The organism is Fictibacillus tiangongensis (assembly GCF_048083785.1).
GTDB lineage: Bacteria > Bacillota > Bacilli > Bacillales > Fictibacillaceae > Fictibacillus.
This window is the reverse complement of record NZ_CP182294.1, coordinates 770,842-787,161: the sequence shown is the minus strand read 5'-3', so window position 1 is coordinate 787,161 and position 16,320 is coordinate 770,842. Positions and strand designations below refer to the sequence as shown.

Below are 16,320 nucleotides of genomic sequence, written 5' to 3'. Positions count from 1 at the left end.
GTTTCTCTATTTCTTTTTCGCTTTGCTGCTTTAAAGTGTAAGCGCTTTCATTTTTGGATAAAAAATTTAAATCTTCATTTCTGTTATTTTTTGTGCGATTGCTTCACGTGGCAGAATATATTGTGTTACTTCTCCTTCACCTGCTATTGCTTTACCGTTATAGACGGTCACATCACATATGACAGCTTTGCCTTTTACTTCTCTTAACGTGGCCGTTACAGTAAGCTCAGCGCCTTCTGGTGTCGGAGCCATATGCTTGGCTGCAACTCCGCCGCCGATTCCTTCTTCATGCTCTTCAAGATATGGCAATATAATCTGTCTCGCTGCCCATTCCATATGATAGACCATGCTAACCGTTGAATAGGCTGGATGGACAAGCTTTCCTTCAAATTGAGCAAACATATCGGGTGTAACGGTAGCTTTGATGGTCGCACTATGGCCGACCTTCATGCCTGATTTCATGCACACACCTCATATCTTTCATCTAATTTATATAACGTTTTCTTAACGTAATCATAACATTTTGTGTGATATCCGGTCAATGAATCCCCAGAATTGTTTGATTTGTAAGAAATATGAAAAATGTGCAAAAATGGTTCTGGAGGTGTTTATCTTAAATGGATGATTGTATATTTTGTGATCCCATGAGTTTTCCTGAACAAAAAATAGTATTAGAGAATGAGAGCTGCTACTTTTTGCAAAGTCCGAGAGCTCAGGACATTTTACAAGGTGCTGGATTGATTATTCCAAAAGCTCATAAAGAGACTGTATTTGATTTAAATGAAAAAGAGTGGAGTGATACATATGAGTTGATGCAGCAAGCAAAAAGGTTGCTAGACTCAGAGTTTGCACCAGATGGCTACAGCACAGGATGGAACGTAAATCCAGTTGGTGGTCAGAGCATTCCACACGCACATTTTCATATCATCCCTCGATTTGATGACGAGCCATTCGCAGGCAGAGGCATTCGTTCGTGGATCAAGTCTGAGGAGAACCGCAGACCGGGCAGTGTAAGTAAGCTTTTATAAAATCTGTTATTCCTTTTTTATGTGATGGACGATCATTTTTATGTGATTCATAAACTTTTTTATGTGATTGATCACCATTTTTATGTGATCGACGCTGTTTTTTATGTGATTAAGTTAAGCGGAAGCTCCCTACCGCATAAAAAAGCTGATACAGCTCATGCTGTATCAGCTTTATCTTCATTATTTCCGCAACTGCTTCAATACTTCGTCAACTTTCGCATGATCTTCAGGAGTGTCATCCACGTGCTTCCACAAAACCTCTCCATTTCGATCAAACAGCCATGAACTTCCTTGAATGTTCACATCTTGATTTTTCACAGCGCTTAAAAAATGCTTTCTTTCCTTCTTATCTTTAGGCACAATGTCGCTTATCTTAACTTCACCTTTTATGAGATCCGCACCTACAGACAGCATGCTTTTAACAGCCGACATGTGGTGGTTTCCCATTTCCTCGTATAGCTCAAGCTCCGGATCACCATAGATGTCAAACGGAAATGGTCCATGTACATTCATAAATTCTTGAATCTGATCACGATTTGCTGGTGCTACGACAACAACTTTAACGTCTGAACGTTCAAACTTCTCAAATGACTTACGCAACTGCGCAAGAAACTCTTGATAGTATGGTCAGCCAAGGTGTCTGACTAACACAACGAATGTCTTGTTTTCACCGAACAACTCATCTAGCTTTACAGATTTTGAACCTTCAATGGGTAGCACTTCCTGATCTAGTTTCAATCCAGCTCGCCTCCTCGTTTTATACGTTCGGGTATTCCTGAGAAAGAGGGTGAAGCATAATCTCATCAACCACCATGTGTTTTGGTGCGCTTGCCATATATGCTACAGCTTCTGCGATATCATCTACTTTTAGCCAATCTTCTTTAAATTCAAGACCTTGTTCTGAATCAGCAAAGTACGTATCGATCGCTCCTGGATTCACAGTACCTACACGAACACCAAATTCTCTGAGTTCTTGGGCAAGAGACCCCGAAAATCCTTGAACCGCATACTTTGTAGCTGTATAGACAGAGCCGTTCGCAATCGTTCTGCGACCCACATCTGATGAGATCGTGATAATCGTACCCTCTTTTCGCTCTTTCATATGTGGAACAACCGCTGTACTACATAAGAATACACCTTGTACGTTGACTTCAAACATTTTTTGAAAGTCTGCTAATGAATGTTCTTCTGCCAATTTAAACTGACCGACACCCGCATTATTTACTAGAATATCAATGTTTCCAAACGCTTCAAACGTTTGTTTAAACAGTTCTGCTACGTCCGTTTCTTTCGTCACATCAGCTTTTATGGCAAGAACATCGAAACCTTTAGCTTTTAACTCTTCTCCGGTTTTGAAAATACCATCAGACGAACCAACGATCGCTAATTTTGCTCCTAATTTTCCTAGCTTTTCTGCTATAGCTTTCCCACATCCGCGGGTTGCTCCTGTTACTACTGCTGTTTTATCTTTAAGCATTTTATAAAACTTCCCTTCACTTCTGTATTTCACAAATTCTATTATTAACACAAAAAAGGCGCTAAACCAATTCTGGTCCGCGCCTTTCTTTCTAAATTTCTCTTAAAAAAGTCCAAGCATGTTAACGAATACGATGATGATTACAACAGGAACAACATAACGGATCAGCATGAGCCATAGCGCAAAGCCTTTTACCGAAACAGAGGAACCTGCTCTAAACTCTTGAAGCAGCATCTCTCTAGGATAACGATAGCCTACGAACAACGCGATGAATAACGCACCTAAAGGAAGTAAGATGTTACTAACTAAGTAGTCGAGTTGATCAAAGATAATCTTGTCAAACAGCGTGAAATCTGACCATACGCCATAAGACAAAGTAGATGGTACTCCGAATGCAAAAATAAGGATTCCAATGATCCATGACCATTTTGCACGGTTCTCTAGTTCACCCTTTGTGATTGATGCAACGATGATCTCTAACATCGAGAAAGCTGATGTAAGGGTCGCAAATAAGAACAGCGCCAAGAACACGATAAAGAATAACTGTCCAAAAACGATCTGATCAAATACGGCAGGAAGTACAACGAACAGCAATCCAGGCCCTTCTGTTGGCTCTAGACCTAAAGAAAATACACCTGGGAAGATCGCTAACCCTGCTAATAAGGAAATCAATACGTTCAGTAATACGATCGTTGTCGCTGATTTTGTAAGACTTTCTTTTTTACTCAAATAAGAGCTGTACGTTACCATTACAGAAATACCTACACTTAATGAGAAGAAAGACTGACCTAATGCAAATAGGATATCGTCTCCACCGATCTTAGAAAAGTCAGGAAACAAGAAGAACTTTACGCCTTCCATCGCATTATCAAGCGTTAGTGAACGAATGATCAATACAGCAAACAAAACAAAAAGAGCTGGCATCATAATTTGGTTTGCTTTTTCGATACCGTTCTTAATCCCGCGGCTTACAACGAAAATCGTGATCATCATAAAGATGAACTGAGAGATCAAAACAGGCCATGTACTTGAGATCGACTCTCCGAACATTTGACTAAAGTCATGATTAAAGAAGTCACCGGAAAAACTTTTACCAAGGTAGAGTACGATCCATCCACCGATTACACTGTAAAATGAAAGTAAAATAAATGCTGTCGCTACACCCATTCTGCCTAACCAAGGCCATGCAGAACCTGGCGCGATCTTTCGATAAGCAGAAACCGCCTCTTTTTGTGCACCTCGACCGATAACAAACTCAGCCATTAAAAGCGGAAATCCGATTAGAAACGTAAACAATAAAAAGAGAAGGAAAAAAGCTCCCCCGCCACTAGTACCGGCGACATAAGGGAATTTCCAAATCGCACCGAGTCCGATTGCTGATCCTGCTGCAGCTAGAATAAAAGCTAACTTTGACGTCCACTGGTCTTGCTGATTCATAATTACATACACCCTCCTGTTACTATTACTACTGAATTAGATGAAACGATTGTTTAACATACTTACTGCTTCTCTTGCTTCTTTCATCATGGTCTCTAGCAGATCTTTTACGCTCGGCACATCTGAAATCGCACCCGCGATCTGACCGCTATTGATAAAACCGTTCTCCAAGTCCCCTTTTACAGCTCCTAAAATATGATGATCTTCTGAGGTGTGTATAATAAACTCTTCAGGTGAGACGCCATTTTTTTCAAGTTGGATTAACTTTTGAGCATAAGGTGTATCATAAATTCTTCTGATCTTTCCAGCTGAGCGGCCAACGATTAACGTTTTGGTATCATCTGCCTCTACTAAGGAAGTTTTGTATCTCTCATGAAAAGGTGCTTCCTTTGTTGCAATGAATCGAGTTCCCATCTGAACACCTTGGGCACCAAGAGCAAAGGCAGCTGCCATACCGCTCCCATCAGCAATACCTCCAGCAGCGATGACCGGAATCTGTACGCTTTTGGATACCTGCGGCAACAGAACCATTGTCGTTGTCTCATACGGTGAGTTAAGTCCCGCAGCTTCATAACCTTCAGCTACTAGCAGATCTGCCCCTGCTGCTTCGGCTTTTTTAGCATGATAGACAGAAGCCACAACACAAATAACCTTTAAGCCGTGTTCCTTTAGTTTCGGTATGTAAGGAGCTGGATTGCCTGCAGATAAGGAAACAACTTCCACTTTATGTTTGATCAGAAGTCTAAGAATTTCTTTTACATTTGATGCAACGGTTAAAGGTACATTAACAGCAAATGGCCTGTCTGTCATCCCCTTTGTTGCAATTATCAAATTTTCTACCTCTTCAGGTGACATCGTACCAGCACCAATTGTGCCTAACCCACCTGCATTTGATATAGCAGAAGCTAGTTCTGCATTACTAACATTTCCCATTCCGCCTTGAAGGATCGGATACTGTATGTTTAACAATTCACAGATGCGATTCAATTTCTCCACTTCCCATTCTAACCTTTGTTATACTGAACCTATAACCTGTTACGAGGGAGGCTCATAATGAAATACACGTTTAATGGCAAAACACCAGATGTTCATGAAAGCGCTTTTATAGCGCCTGGGGTTCACTTGATTGGCGACGTTACAATAGAAGAAGGAGCAAGCGTCTGGTTTAACTCCGTTCTTCGAGGTGATGAAGGACCTATTTCCATCGGCAAAAAGACTAACGTTCAAGACAATTGCACGCTACACCTCTATGAAGGGTATCCTCTCATTCTAGAAGATGAGGTGTCGATCGGTCACAACGTCATCCTCCACGGATGTACGATTAAAAAAGGCGCACTCGTTGGTATGGGTTCTACCATTCTTGATGGTGTAGAAATTGGTGAACAAGCCTTCATCGGTGCGAATACACTAATTCCTCCCGGCAAAAAAATACCGCCGCGGGTCATGGTCATGGGTTCACCAGGTAAAATCATACGCGAACTGAACGACGATGATCTTAAGCTCATTCAGCTAACGATCGACACGTATTTTGAAAAAGGGAAACAGTTCCGTGATGAATTAACAGAATAATAGAAAAGCACTTTCGTACGATAGCTTGCGAAAGTGCTTTTTTTAGTTGTATCTGGCCTAGACTATTTCTTTTATGACCGGTTCTCCTGAATAAGAGGATGATTAAGAGCATCAAACTCTGAATCTTTCTTTAAATCGTTTCCATCCGAATAGATGCTTTCAAAGAAACGGCTTGCAGGTCCTGCTAATGCTCGGTAATAATCACTAAAGAGCGAAGCTGCGTGATCACCTAGCCATTCTGCATGAAGCAGCTCTTTCGGAAGTCCTGGATCGATAAAGAGGAACTTACGGTATTCGTGAACAAGCTTTGTACGCTCTACAAAGCACTCTCCGTCAGTCATCTCACCTTTTTCAATCTTATTCTTATCAATCACATACTTTTGAGAATACGTTACGATGAACTCGTTGTATTTCTCATTAATATCATTCAGATCCCAACACTCAGAAACTAGCTTTTCATTCTCATTCGGCCCATTGTAAACGGCTGTAAACGAATGAACATAGTCTTTGATCTCATATTTATCAATCATAGATTGAATCTGCTCAGAGTATGCGTGCGGTGAGATCCAGAAACTGTTAGCAAGCAGACCAAACCCGCTCCAGACCAGTTCCTTTCGAAGCTCATCACGAATGCTTCTTTTCTCTTCAGGAATCGTATAGGTGAACATCATCCATTCGCCGTTCCACGGTTCCTGTTGCGTGTTAAAAATTCTCTTTGCTGCTTCATCCATCCGCTTTTTTCCACGCTCAGTTAAAAAATAATAACTTTTATTGCCTTGTTTTCTAGCTGCTATCCAGCCTTGCTTATTCATTCTGGAAATTGCTGCTCTTACGGCCTGTTCGTTGTGACCAAACTCTTCTAACAATCGAATCAAGCTGCCGATCCATATCTCACTGCCATAATGCCGGATATAGTCTCCGTATAATGTGAATATCATGGAGCGTGTGTTTAAACTATTCTGCATGTTCATACCCTCATTTGTACCTGTTATTGTCTGTACAATCCTACCATAAAGAAAACTTAGCTACATCAAGTCTTTCACGTCAAAACTTCGTTGCACTTATATGAACGAAATCTGTAACCTTGTCTAAAATTATCGTACAAAAAAGTTATTCTCTATGATAGTGGAATTATGGAGACAGAAACAAGTTACTCTCCCTTAAATACAGGCGGTCTTTTTTCTCCAAATGCGACGAGTGCTTCCATTCGATCTTTTGTAGGAATCGTCACTTCATACGCTTTCGCCTCAATCGCAAGTCCTGTCTGAAGATCCACTTCTGTTCCATGCTTGATCGCATACTTTGCTTGCTGAACGGCAACTGGTCCATTCTTCATAATAAGACCAGCATAGTTTTCACAAACAGCCATCAATTCTTCTCTTGATGTTACTTGATTTAAGATGCCGTATGAAAAAGCTTCTTCTGCCATCATCTTTTTCGCTGTTAAAATAAGCTCCATCGCTTTCGCTTGACCGATCAGTCTCGGAAGACGCTGAGTTCCTCCCGCACCAGGAATAATCGCCCAACTAAGTTCTGTCAGCCCCATCGACGCTTCTCTCACAGAAACCCGCAGATCACAAGCAAGAGCTAATTCAAAGCCTCCTCCAAAAGCATGGCCATTGATCGCACAGATCGTAGGCTGTGGTAACGCTTCAACAGCAGAGAACACATCGCGGATCTTACGTACATTTCTTCTTACTTCTGATTCACTCAGTGTACGGCGTTCTTTTAGATCAGCTCCTGCACTGAATGCTTTTTCCCCTGCACCTGTAAAAATCACAACGCGAACATCATTATTGTGATGAATGTCTTCTACGACTTCTTCAAGCTCTTTTAACGTTGAAAAGTTAAAGCAGTTTAAAACTTCTGGACGGTTTAAGGTTACATATGCAACATAATCTTTTACTTCGTATAAAATAGCACTCATGTTAGATGACCCTCCTATTCATTGATCGCTTCAACTACGGAAGCAATACCTTGACCAACACCGATACACATTGTTGCTAGACCGTAGCGCGATCCTTGCTTTTTCATTTCATGAATAAGCGTTGTTAAAATACGCGCGCCACTTGCTCCTAGCGGATGGCCGAACGCAATCGCACCGCCGTTTACGTTAACTTTGCCAGAATCTAGTCCAAGCTCTCTCATACAAGCAAGTGATTGTGAGGCAAAAGCTTCATTCAACTCCACCAAATCCAGGTCACCTATAGAGAGACCTGCTCGCTTCAGTGCTTTTTTGGAAGCTTCGATCGGGCCAACACCCATTATAGCGGGCTCAAGACCTGCAACACCGGAAGAGACATATCGGGCTAAAGGCTTTAATCCTAACTGATCCGCTTTTTCACGGCTCATCAAAAGTAATGCAGAAGCTCCATCGTTGACTCCAGATGCATTTCCCGCTGTGACGCTTCCGTTTTTAAACAACGGTTTAAGCGTTCCAAGCTTTTCGAGCGATGTTTCAGGACGAGGGTGTTCATCTTCTGTAACCCACGTTTCGTTTCCTTTTCGGTCTACTAATCTTACAGGAACAATTTCTTCTTTAAAACGGTTCTGACAGATAGCTTCTTTTGCTTTCTGTTGAGAATCATATGCGAATTGATCTTGTTCTTCTCTTGTAATTCCATATTTCTTCGCTACGTTCTCTGCTGTTTCAGGCATAGAATCTGTACCGAATTTTTCATACAGAAGCGGATTCACAAAGCGCCATCCGATCGTCGTGTCAAACATTTTCATATCACCACGAGGATAGTCGACTTCAGGTTTTCCCATTACGAGTGGTGCGCGTGTCATACTCTCCGTTCCACCCGCGATGAAGATATCTCCTTCACCAGCCAAGATGGCTCTGGCACCGTAGATGACCGCATCCATACCAGATCCGCATAAACGGTTGATCGTCGTTCCGCCTACCTCTACAGGAAGTCCAGCAAGTAAAGCAGACATTCTTGCCACGTTACGATTATCTTCTCCTGCTCCGTTTGCATTTCCGAATATTACTTCTTCGATCTCATAGACAGGAAGTTCAGGGTTTCTTTCAACAAGCGCTTTGATTACAACTGCACCAAGATCATCCGGACGAACCGTTTTTAGACCACCTTTATATCGTCCTATAGGCGTACGAACAGCATCAACGATGACAACCTCTCTCATCACTTTTTCACCCCGTTGTCTTCCGTGGTATAGTCGTATACCCCTTTACCTGACTTTCGGCCAAGTCTTCCCGCCTTAACATACTTCACCAAAAGTGGTGCCGGACGATATTTTTCACCTAATGTTTTATGAAGGTAGTTCAAATTGTTCAACCGTGTATCAAGACCTACTAAATCGCCAAGCTCAAAAGGTCCCATCGGAAAATTCAAGCCAAGTTTAATCGCTTTGTCGATGTCTTCTGGTGTACCTACGCCTTCTTGCAGCATATAGAACGCTTCATTCCCAATCATAGCTGAAATTCGGCTTGTAACGAATCCTGGGAACTCGTTAACCGTTACGGTTTCTTTCCCCATCTTCTCAGCAGCTTCCTTGGCAAGTTCAACCGTCTCATCGTTTGTTTCATGCCCGCGAACGATCTCAACGAGTGGCATTCTATGCACCGGGTTAAAGAAATGCATGGCGATTACTTTTTGAGGGCGTTTCGTAAATGAACCTATTTCTGTCGGACTCATCGTAGAAGTGTTTGTCGCAAGCACGCAATGTTCTGGTGCTGAACGGTCTAGTTCTTCAAAAACAGCACGCTTGATCTCTATGTTTTCTGGAACAGCTTCAATCACTAAGTCTGCACCGCTAACGGCCGCTGAGAGATTCGTAGCATACGAAAGTCTTGCTTGCGCTTCTTCAGCCACACTTTGTGATAACTTTCCGCGAGATACTGCTTTTGAAAAAATAGAATCGATCTCTTTTTTTGCATTTTCGAGTTGTTCTTCTTTCACATCAACGAGTTGAACATCAAAACCGCCGACTGCGCTCACGTAGGCGATTCCTCTTCCCATCACACCAGATCCGATGACTACAGCATTTTGTAACAATAGCCTCTCCTGCCTTTCTTTTAAACAAATGTTTAACGTTTTGTATGCAATACTGCTTTTGAAAGAGGTTAATTTCCGCTGCAAGGCTCGCTTTCCGCAGGGTGTGCGGTGAGCCCATTCGCCGCTTCGCGTCATTGAACGGTCTCACCTGTCTAGCTTCAGCTCCTAGCCCCTCGAGGTCATAAGTTAAATGGTCCACGAAGGCAAAGAGCGCCTTCCCTACCCATTTTCCTTATGCTTATCGGGGCTGTACAGTCGCTTCCGCATTTCAATAGTCACACTCATCCTGCAGGAGTCTCGCCTTTCCGCTCCAATTAACTAATCAATGAAGTAGTAATTTAAATCTCTTTGCAGCAAATTCTTGTATAAAAAGCGAGCACTATGGCCCGCTTTTGTTTTGTTCTTTACTAAATAAATCACTGACAGAAAAGCTTTAAAACCTTCTGTTAAAGGTGATTGTAGTGGAAGATGCGAGACTCCTGCGGGACAGGCCGGCAGGTGAGACACTTAAGAGTGAAACGCTTGAAATGTGGCTCACCGCCTGCCCCGCGGAAAGCGAGCATCTGAAACGGAAATCAACACTCCCACAAGCAACAAAGCTTAAATAAACAGTTATTTTGTTTTTACAGATTAAAAGGATTCAACGGACGTGACCCTGTGTAGGACACGACGCTCTTTGTTTCTGAATAAAGATCAAGGGTCTCGATGCATAGCTCTCGGCCGAAACCTGATTGCTTGTAGCCTCCGAATGGAGTTCCCGGGAATGCAGAGAACGGTGAGTTGATCATGATCGTTCCAGCTTGAATCATGCCCGCTACACGCGTTGCTTTTGCGTGATCTTTCGTCCAGATCGCTGCTGCTAAACCGAAGTCTGTGTTGTTTGCTAGTTTCACCGCTTCTTTTTCATCTTTAAACGTTGATACCACAACGACAGGTCCGAAGATTTCTTCTTTCACTACTTTCATGTCTTCGTTTACATCCGTGATAATCGTCGGAAGATACCAATGACCGTTTTCATATCCGTCCACTTTTGCACGTCCGCCACCTAGAAGGATGGTTGCTCCTTCTTCTTCAGCAGATTTCACGTAACCGTCGATCACTTCAAGCTGACGCTCAGAGATAATTGCCCCAACATGCGTTCCTTGATCGAGCGGATTACCGAGTACAAGCTTCTTCGCTTTTTCAACGAACTTTTCCATGAACGCATCATACACACTTTCCTCGATATAAAGCCGAGAACGTGCTTCACAGGATTGCCCTGTGTTATAGAAAATACCGAATAATGAGCCGTCAACAGCTGCCTCAAGATCTGTATCTGCGAATACTAAGTTAGGTGATTTTCCACCAAGTTCAAGCGTTACACGTTTTAACGTTTGAGATGCTTTTGCCATGATGTCTTTTCCTGTTCCTGTTTCACCAGTAAACGCGACTTTATCGACACCTTCATGCTCAGCAAGATACGAACCAACCGTAGCTCCGTCACCTGTAATGATGTTTACAACACCTTCAGGAACACCCGCTTCGTGGCAGATCTCCGTCATAACGATCGCGGTTAAAGGTGTTAAGCTAGCCGGCTTTAAGATGACAGAGCAACCTGTTGCGATCGCTGGTGCGATCTTCCACGCTGCCATCATCATCGGATAGTTCCAAGGAATGATCTGTGCGCATACGCCTAGAGGCTCTTTTAGAGTGTAGTTCATAAATGGTCCTGGCATCGGGTTCACAGCACCGCGGTGGCTGACGATCGCACCTGCGTAGAACTCAAAGTCTTCGATCGCTTGCATGACTTGCCCTTGTGCAGCACTTAATGATTTTCCGCTGTTCAAAATTTCGAGCTCGACAAGTTCGTTATAACGAGAACGCATGATGCTAGCAATCTTGTTCATCGTGCGAGAACGCTTGTTTACAGGAGAGCGCTTCCATTTCCCTGTTTCAAAAGCTGTTCTTGCAGCCTTTACAGCAGAATCCACATCAGCTTTTGTTGCTTTTGCAACTTTCGCTAACGGTTCACCTGTTGCCGGGTTATATGTAACAAAGTATTCTCCCTCAGATCCACCAACACTTTGTCCGCCTATCACCATTTCATATACGTCACGTTTTACCGCTTTAACTTCTGTCTTTGTGCTCATGTTCTCCACTCCTTTTGATCTAGATGTCTATTTTCCTGTGAATGCTGGTTTTCTCTTCTCTATAAATGCATGCAGACCTTCTTGATGATCCGCTGACTCACCAGCAATTTTTTGCGCTTGTGCTTCATATTCCAGCACTTCGTTCAGATCGCTTTCCCAGCTTTTATTCATATAGCGTTTGATGAGTCCGATTGCTTTGGTTGGCATGTTTGCAAGTTTCTCTGCGAACGTTTCCACTTCAAGCATGAACTCTTCTTCACTTACCGTTTTTGTTACAAGACCAAACTCTTTTGCTTGTTGAGCTGTGATCTTCTCACCTAGTACCGCTAGCTCCATCGCTTTTGCATGACCTACTAAACGAGGCAAGAAGTACAGATTGCCAGAGTCAGGGACGAGACCCACATGAATGAACGCTTCTATGAAACTCGCTCTCTCACTTGCGATACGGAAATCACAAGCTAGAGCGAGACTCATTCCTGCACCAGCTGCAACACCGTTCACGGCTGCGATTACAGGCTTCTCCATGGCAACTAGTGCTTGCACCATCGGATTGTATCCATTTCGCAGAACATCTCCATAATCAGCGCCCTCTGGTGAACCTGTTAAGTCTTGACCTGAACAGAATGCACGCCCAGCGCCTGTTATAACAACAGCTCTTACATTGCTGTCTTTGTTTGCTTCTTTTATAGCTGAAACCATTTCCTTATGCATGAGTGATGTGAATGCATTGAGTTTATCCGGACGATTTAAAGTAATCCAAGCCGTTTTCCCTCTTGTTTCGTAGCTAATCGTTTCAAACATGTTCATACCCCCTCTACTTCCCTTTAAATTTGGCTGGACGCTTTTCAACAAAAGCCTTCATGCCTTCTTTTTGATCCTGAGACGAGAATAATAGATAAAAGTTTTTACGTTCGAACTGCATGCCTTCGTGTGTGGAATAATCAATAGACTTATAAACAGTCTCTTTTATTAAACGAGTAGATAATGGCGCTCTGGATGCTACAATCTTCGCATACTTTTTCGCCTCGTCCACGACAAGTTCAGGCGCGATGACACGGTTGATCACTCCGTATTGAAGAGCTTCATCGGCTGTCATCGGATCACCGAGCCATAGCCACTCAAGCGCTTTTTTTTGACCCATCAGCTTTGTAAGTTTCACAGTTCCACCTGCACCCGGCATCACACCAAGTTTGATTTCAGGAAATCCGAACTGTGCGTTTTCTGCTGCGAAGAGAATGTCTGCGCATAAAGCTAGTTCAAACCCTCCCCCGAAACAGTAACCGTTGACGGCACCGATGATCGGCTTTTTGATGGTTGCGAGACGATCCCATTCTTTAAACTGGTTTAATAGTTCAAGAGAGACCGCTGTATCTTCTTTCATCTCATCAATGTCGGCACCGGCTGCAAATGCACGCTCACTGCCTGTTAAAACAATTGCTTTTACCTCATCATTACGGTCGAAGCTCTCAAAAGCATCTAATAGTTCCGTAACCATCGGCCGGTTGATCGCGTTTAACACGCGCGGCCGGTTTAATTGAATAGAGGCTATCCCATCTTCAACAGAAGTTAGAATTGTTTCGTAATTACTCATTGATTTCCTCACCGATCATAAGCGTTACAAGTTCAGCCGCAAAGCTCATCAAGTCTTTTCCAGAAGCTTTACCTTCATCAGACTTCATCGCCGCTTTCAACGCATCGTGATCGTCATAGTACATTTCACAAAGAATGTGATAGTCGCTTTTCCCCATCGGCGAGCCTACGATTTTCGTTACTTCCATTTTGCGAAGTCCAGGAATCTTTTTCGTAATCTCAGTATGATGTCCAAAATAGTGGTCGTCGAACTGCTCCAAGTTTTCCGGTGTTTTGTAAAGCGCGATTAGTTTTACCATGTGTGTTTCCTCCCTATTTTTAAACTCATTTTTTGTCTTACCCCATATCAGCAACAGGTTTCATTGCTTCAAATGGGTTCTTGCACGAATTGCAATATAGGATACTTCTGCAGGCTGTAGGTCCAAAGATGTTTTCCATCGTAACGTATGCTGATCCACAATACGGACAATCGATCTCCCATGGCTCACCCATGACATGGTTTGCTGGTGGAGGCGAGATGCCGAACTCTTTTAACCTCTCTCGCCCCTCTGGTGTAATACGGTCTGTTGTCCACGATGGTGTAAATACAAATTTCACTTCTGCTGAAGTAATTCCTTCTACATTTTCAATCGCTTTTTTAATATCGCGTTCGATGATGTGAAGAGCTGGACAGCCAGAGAACGTGGGCAGAACAGAAATCCTTACCCTATCATCTGTCACGTCAACTTCGTGCACCATCCCGAGATCCAATATACTGACAGAGGCGATTTCAGGATCTTTTACATCCCCAAGCGCGTCCATCACACTATCAGTCATGCTGCTTTTTAATTCGGACACGTGGTTCATCTCCTTTCTAAATCGTCTTACCAGCCAGTTGCAGGATTTGTTGCATAAACTTCAGATAGTGTTGCAGTTGCTTGTTTCAGGTCTTCGGTGTGCACGCCGTTACGGCCGTTGCCTCTTTCCATGCGAGGTTCACCGGAATAAGAAGCACCTACTTCTTTTAAGACAGCCTCAATCTTGTTGTTCCATCTCTTCTTCATAACGTTCTCATCATCGATGAAGTTCGCCTTTACGATATCTTCATAATACGGTCCAAGCGTAAGAACTCCGCCAAAGTCTTTCCAAACCTTTTGGATGGCTGCTGTCATTCGCTCAATTGCTTCATCTGTACTCGTCATTAGCTGCTTGAACCAAATCTCCCAATGCATCAGATGGTAATACTGCTCTGTCATGATTTTACGGGCTGCTTCTGCCAAAGGTTCATAGGAAGAGTGGCGCAGTGAATCTAGACGTATATGTTTGTATACAGCGTAAAAGTAGTTGCGTACGACAGTGAATGCCCAGTCGTAATCTGGTTCTTTTAAGTATGTTCCAGGTCCGTTCACTTCTTCTAAAATGATGGCATTTCGAAACTGATCAGGTGATCGGAGGTGAGCGATTCTGTCAGCTTCGCCTTCTCCAAGGTTCTCTAGCAAGTTATAATACAAGTTTGCGTGCCCCATCATGTCTTGTGAGATGGATGAGAATGCAACATCCTCTTCAATATGAGGTGCTAGACCAAGCCACTCCGATCCGCGGAACGCAAGAAGAAAATCATCGTCTGCAAGCTGATAGAGAAGCTCGATCAATGCTTTCTTTTCTTGTGGTTTTAACGTTTCCTGTGTCATGAATTGTCCCCCCTTCCGCCAAGGATGTGCTGTTCGGTAAACTGCTCCTGATTATAGTCGCGCCACTTTTTCTTCAGATAGCCGTATCCTTTTGTTTCTCTATACTGTTTATCGAGACGTTTTAGCATCTCTCTTTCGTCTTGGTTAAGACCCCTGATGTTCTCTCTTTTCACAACCCAGATGTCAGCGACCGTTTCTCTTCTAAAAAAATTCTCTTTTGCCATGATGAGCGCCATATCCGCGTTTGGTGCTAAAAGGCTGAAGCTATGCTGAAACGGAGATTTGTCTGTTTTTTTGCTGAATACTTCATATACGTTATAAAACTCATTTGTTGATTCGTTCACCTTTGTTTCTCTCCTTTCCGCTGTTAGATCGCCTTTTTAGCGGCCAGTGCCGCGCGTACCCACTCGTTATTTTTATATGAGCGGCGTCGCAGATCTAAACGATTCTGTGACTGTGGTCCGTTACCTGAAACGATCTGTTTGAACTTGCTCCAGTCAGCGTCCTTATAGATCCACATCTGGCTGTCTTCATCAAAACGGATCGTATCATCTGGAATCGTTAGCCCAAGCGACCAAATACGCGGAATGTATTTTGTGAAGAACTCTTGTCTAAGGTCCTCGTTTGTTTTTGTACGAATCTTATACATGATGTTCTTGTCAGCATTTGAATTTCCGGTTTCTTTTGCTGACTTTGGTCCGAAGAACATGATCAGTGATTCCCACCAGCGGTGTAATGATTCTTGCAGCATTTCACGCTGTTCAGGAGTTCCTTCTGCCATCGCTAAAATGATGCTCTCACCATGCTGTGCGTGGAAAACTTCTTCCGCACAGATGCGCTTTAACGCCCTGGCGTATGGACCATAAGAAGAATCAAGCATCATGCTCTGAGAGATGATAGCCGCTCCGTCCACTAGCCAAGCGATGATTCCTGCATCACCCCATGTTGGAGCATCCATATGAAACACATTATGAAACTTTAATTTACCTGAAAAAAGATCTTCCATGATGTCGTGGCGGTTCTTGCCAAGAGGGGCCATCAAATCTTCTGCCACACGAAGCAAGAGCTGTCCATGTCCCATCTCATCCTGAACTTTAGCCATGATCGCAAGTTTGCGGTGAAGAGAAGGAGCTTTCGGTACCCACTCTTTCTCTGGAAGCGCTCCCATAATTTCCGAAATGCCATGCATAGAAATCAAACGAATCAGCTGCAGGCGATAATCTTCCGGCATCCAGTCATCCGGTTCAATCTTTTCACCGGCGTTGATCCGATCAAGAAAATGAGTCATCTTCTCTTCTTCACTAAGCTGATTAAAACTCATACCAACTGTCATGTTGTTTCCCTCCTGTTATATTACGTTTATTTACCGTAATTATAAATTAACGTCATACGATTGAAAAG

19 protein-coding genes are annotated in these 16,320 nt (G+C 43.1%); 2 read left to right on the top strand and 17 right to left on the bottom strand.

Features of this window, described 5'->3' with window-relative positions:
• Positions 1-66: 66 nt before the first annotated feature.
• Positions 67-462: a thioesterase family protein gene (locus ACNJYY_RS04385; RefSeq protein ID WP_416730705.1), complete on the bottom strand. Its 396-nt coding sequence runs from the start codon at positions 460-462 to the stop codon at positions 67-69.
• 155 nt (positions 463-617) lie between these two features.
• Between ACNJYY_RS04385 and ACNJYY_RS04380 the strand changes: the two genes are divergently transcribed.
• A complete protein-coding gene (locus ACNJYY_RS04380) occupies positions 618-1,028 on the top strand; it encodes an HIT family protein (protein WP_416730704.1) in 411 nt (136 codons plus the stop codon).
• Positions 1,029-1,208: 180 nt separating this feature from the next.
• Here the strand turns inward: ACNJYY_RS04380 and ACNJYY_RS04375 are convergent, their stop codons facing one another.
• The 4 genes from ACNJYY_RS04375 to ACNJYY_RS04360 form a co-directional block, all read right to left on the bottom strand.
• Positions 1,209-1,628: an AhpC/TSA family protein gene (locus ACNJYY_RS04375; RefSeq protein ID WP_416730703.1), complete on the bottom strand. Its 420-nt coding sequence runs from the start codon at positions 1,626-1,628 to the stop codon at positions 1,209-1,211.
• Positions 1,629-1,785: 157 nt separating this feature from the next.
• Positions 1,786-2,505: an SDR family oxidoreductase gene (locus tag ACNJYY_RS04370; RefSeq protein ID WP_416730702.1), complete on the bottom strand. Its 720-nt coding sequence runs from the start codon at positions 2,503-2,505 to the stop codon at positions 1,786-1,788.
• A gap of 102 nt (positions 2,506-2,607) precedes the next feature.
• Positions 2,608-3,942 (bottom strand): sodium-dependent transporter, encoded by a 1,335-nt coding sequence (locus tag ACNJYY_RS04365; RefSeq protein WP_416730701.1) that lies wholly within the window; start codon positions 3,940-3,942, stop codon positions 2,608-2,610.
• A 36-nt stretch (positions 3,943-3,978) separates the two neighbouring features.
• Positions 3,979-4,929, bottom strand: coding sequence for an NAD(P)H-dependent flavin oxidoreductase (locus ACNJYY_RS04360; protein WP_416730700.1), 951 nt, complete (start codon positions 4,927-4,929; stop codon positions 3,979-3,981).
• 66 nt (positions 4,930-4,995) lie between these two features.
• Between ACNJYY_RS04360 and ACNJYY_RS04355 the strand changes: the two genes are divergently transcribed.
• Positions 4,996-5,511: a gamma carbonic anhydrase family protein gene (locus ACNJYY_RS04355; protein WP_416730699.1), complete on the top strand. Its 516-nt coding sequence runs from the start codon at positions 4,996-4,998 to the stop codon at positions 5,509-5,511.
• Positions 5,512-5,582: 71 nt separating this feature from the next.
• Here the strand turns inward: ACNJYY_RS04355 and paaX are convergent, their stop codons facing one another.
• The 12 genes from paaX to paaA all read right to left on the bottom strand — a co-directional run bounded on the left by paaX (position 5,583) and on the right by paaA (position 16,252).
• Positions 5,583-6,476, bottom strand: a complete 894-nt coding sequence (gene paaX / locus ACNJYY_RS04350) for a phenylacetic acid degradation operon negative regulatory protein PaaX (RefSeq protein WP_416730698.1) — start codon at positions 6,474-6,476, stop codon at positions 5,583-5,585.
• 185 nt (positions 6,477-6,661) lie between these two features.
• Positions 6,662-7,438, bottom strand: coding sequence for an enoyl-CoA hydratase-related protein (locus ACNJYY_RS04345; protein WP_066391454.1), 777 nt, complete (start codon positions 7,436-7,438; stop codon positions 6,662-6,664).
• Positions 7,439-7,452: 14 nt separating this feature from the next.
• Positions 7,453-8,658: a thiolase family protein gene (locus tag ACNJYY_RS04340; RefSeq protein WP_416730697.1), complete on the bottom strand. Its 1,206-nt coding sequence runs from the start codon at positions 8,656-8,658 to the stop codon at positions 7,453-7,455.
• Positions 8,658-9,530, bottom strand: coding sequence for a 3-hydroxyacyl-CoA dehydrogenase (locus tag ACNJYY_RS04335; RefSeq protein ID WP_416730696.1), 873 nt, complete (start codon positions 9,528-9,530; stop codon positions 8,658-8,660). The genes ACNJYY_RS04340 and ACNJYY_RS04335 overlap by 1 nt, the downstream gene beginning before the upstream one ends.
• A gap of 623 nt (positions 9,531-10,153) precedes the next feature.
• Entirely contained in the window at positions 10,154-11,659 is a 1,506-nt protein-coding gene (locus ACNJYY_RS04330; RefSeq protein WP_416730695.1) for an aldehyde dehydrogenase family protein, read from the bottom strand.
• A 27-nt stretch (positions 11,660-11,686) separates the two neighbouring features.
• A complete protein-coding gene (locus ACNJYY_RS04325; protein ID WP_416730694.1) occupies positions 11,687-12,460 on the bottom strand; it encodes an enoyl-CoA hydratase-related protein in 774 nt (257 codons plus the stop codon).
• A gap of 13 nt (positions 12,461-12,473) precedes the next feature.
• Positions 12,474-13,250 carry an enoyl-CoA hydratase/isomerase family protein gene (locus tag ACNJYY_RS04320; protein ID WP_416730693.1) on the bottom strand — a complete coding sequence of 259 codons (777 nt, stop codon included), beginning with the start codon at positions 13,248-13,250 and terminating at the stop codon, positions 12,474-12,476.
• Entirely contained in the window at positions 13,243-13,548 is a 306-nt protein-coding gene (locus ACNJYY_RS04315; RefSeq protein ID WP_137790505.1) for an EthD family reductase, read from the bottom strand. Before ACNJYY_RS04315 ends, ACNJYY_RS04320 begins: the two co-directional genes overlap by 8 nt.
• 37 nt (positions 13,549-13,585) lie before the next feature.
• The gene (paaD, locus tag ACNJYY_RS04310) at positions 13,586-14,086 is read right to left on the bottom strand and encodes a 1,2-phenylacetyl-CoA epoxidase subunit PaaD (RefSeq protein ID WP_416730692.1); all 501 of its coding nucleotides are present in this window, start codon (positions 14,084-14,086) and stop codon (positions 13,586-13,588) included.
• Between the two features lie 26 nt (positions 14,087-14,112).
• Positions 14,113-14,919 carry a 1,2-phenylacetyl-CoA epoxidase subunit PaaC gene (gene paaC / locus ACNJYY_RS04305; protein WP_416730691.1) on the bottom strand — a complete coding sequence of 269 codons (807 nt, stop codon included), beginning with the start codon at positions 14,917-14,919 and terminating at the stop codon, positions 14,113-14,115.
• Complete coding sequence (gene paaB / locus ACNJYY_RS04300) at positions 14,916-15,263, bottom strand: 1,2-phenylacetyl-CoA epoxidase subunit PaaB (RefSeq protein WP_066391438.1); 348 nt, start codon at positions 15,261-15,263, stop codon at positions 14,916-14,918. The genes paaC and paaB overlap by 4 nt, the downstream gene beginning before the upstream one ends.
• Positions 15,264-15,286: 23 nt before the next feature.
• Complete coding sequence (gene paaA, locus ACNJYY_RS04295) at positions 15,287-16,252, bottom strand: 1,2-phenylacetyl-CoA epoxidase subunit PaaA (protein WP_416730690.1); 966 nt, start codon at positions 16,250-16,252, stop codon at positions 15,287-15,289.
• Between the last annotated feature and the right edge of the window lie 68 nt (positions 16,253-16,320).